This is a genomic window from Enterobacter sp. RIT418 (assembly GCF_003057745.1).
Lineage (GTDB): Bacteria > Pseudomonadota > Gammaproteobacteria > Enterobacterales > Enterobacteriaceae > Enterobacter.
Genome location: NZ_QBJD02000039.1, coordinates 1 through 920, shown reverse-complemented (window position 1 = coordinate 920; position 920 = coordinate 1). Strand labels below are relative to the sequence as shown.

The 920-nt window shown below is 53.7% G+C and carries 1 protein-coding gene; it reads right to left on the bottom strand.

Annotated elements, in window-relative coordinates; genetic code table 11:
• The coding region (tuf, locus tag DBY73_RS22000) for an elongation factor Tu (protein WP_112013281.1) at positions 1-920 on the bottom strand (920 nt) is incomplete at both ends.

The window sequence follows — 920 nt, the reverse complement described above, 5'->3', positions numbered from 1 at the left end:
AGACCGTCGTCCATCGCGATTGGGTGGATCAGCGTCACAACCATCTTGATGTTGTCGCCTGGCATTACCATCTCTACGCCTTCTGGCAGTTCGATGGTACCGGTCACGTCAGTTGTACGGAAGTAGAACTGTGGACGGTAGCCTTTGAAGAACGGAGTATGACGGCCGCCTTCGTCTTTGGACAGGATGTACACTTCAGATTCGAACTTGGTGTGTGGCTTGATTGAGCCTGGCTTCGCCAGTACCTGACCACGTTCGATTTCTTCACGTTTGATACCACGCAGCAGAACACCAACGTTCTCACCAGCACGGCCTTCGTCCAGCAGTTTGCGGAACATTTCAACGCCAGTACAGGTAGACTTCGCAGTCTCTTTGATACCAACGATTTCAACTTCTTCGCCAACTTTGATGATACCGCGCTCTACACGACCAGTAACAACGGTACCACGACCGGAGATGGAGAATACGTCTTCGATTGGCAGCAGGAACGGCTTGTCAATCGCACGCTCTGGTTCTGGGATGTAAGAATCCAGGAAGCCAGCCAGTTCGATGATTTTCGCTTCCCACTCTGCTTCGCCTTCCAGCGCTTTCAGCGCGGAACCACGAACGATTGGGGTGTCGTCGCCTGGGAAATCGTACTGAGACAGCAGTTCACGAACTTCCATCTCTACCAGTTCCAGCAGCTCTTCGTCATCAACCATGTCGCACTTGTTCAGGAACACGATGATGAAAGGAACGCCTACCTGACGACCCAGCAGGATGTGCTCACGGGTCTGAGGCATTGGGCCGTCAGTCGCAGCAACAACCAGGATCGCGCCGTCCATCTGCGCAGCACCGGTGATCATGTTTTTAACATAGTCGGCGTGGCCCGGGCAGTCTACGTGTGCGTAGTGGCGAGTCGGGGTGTCATATTCAACGTG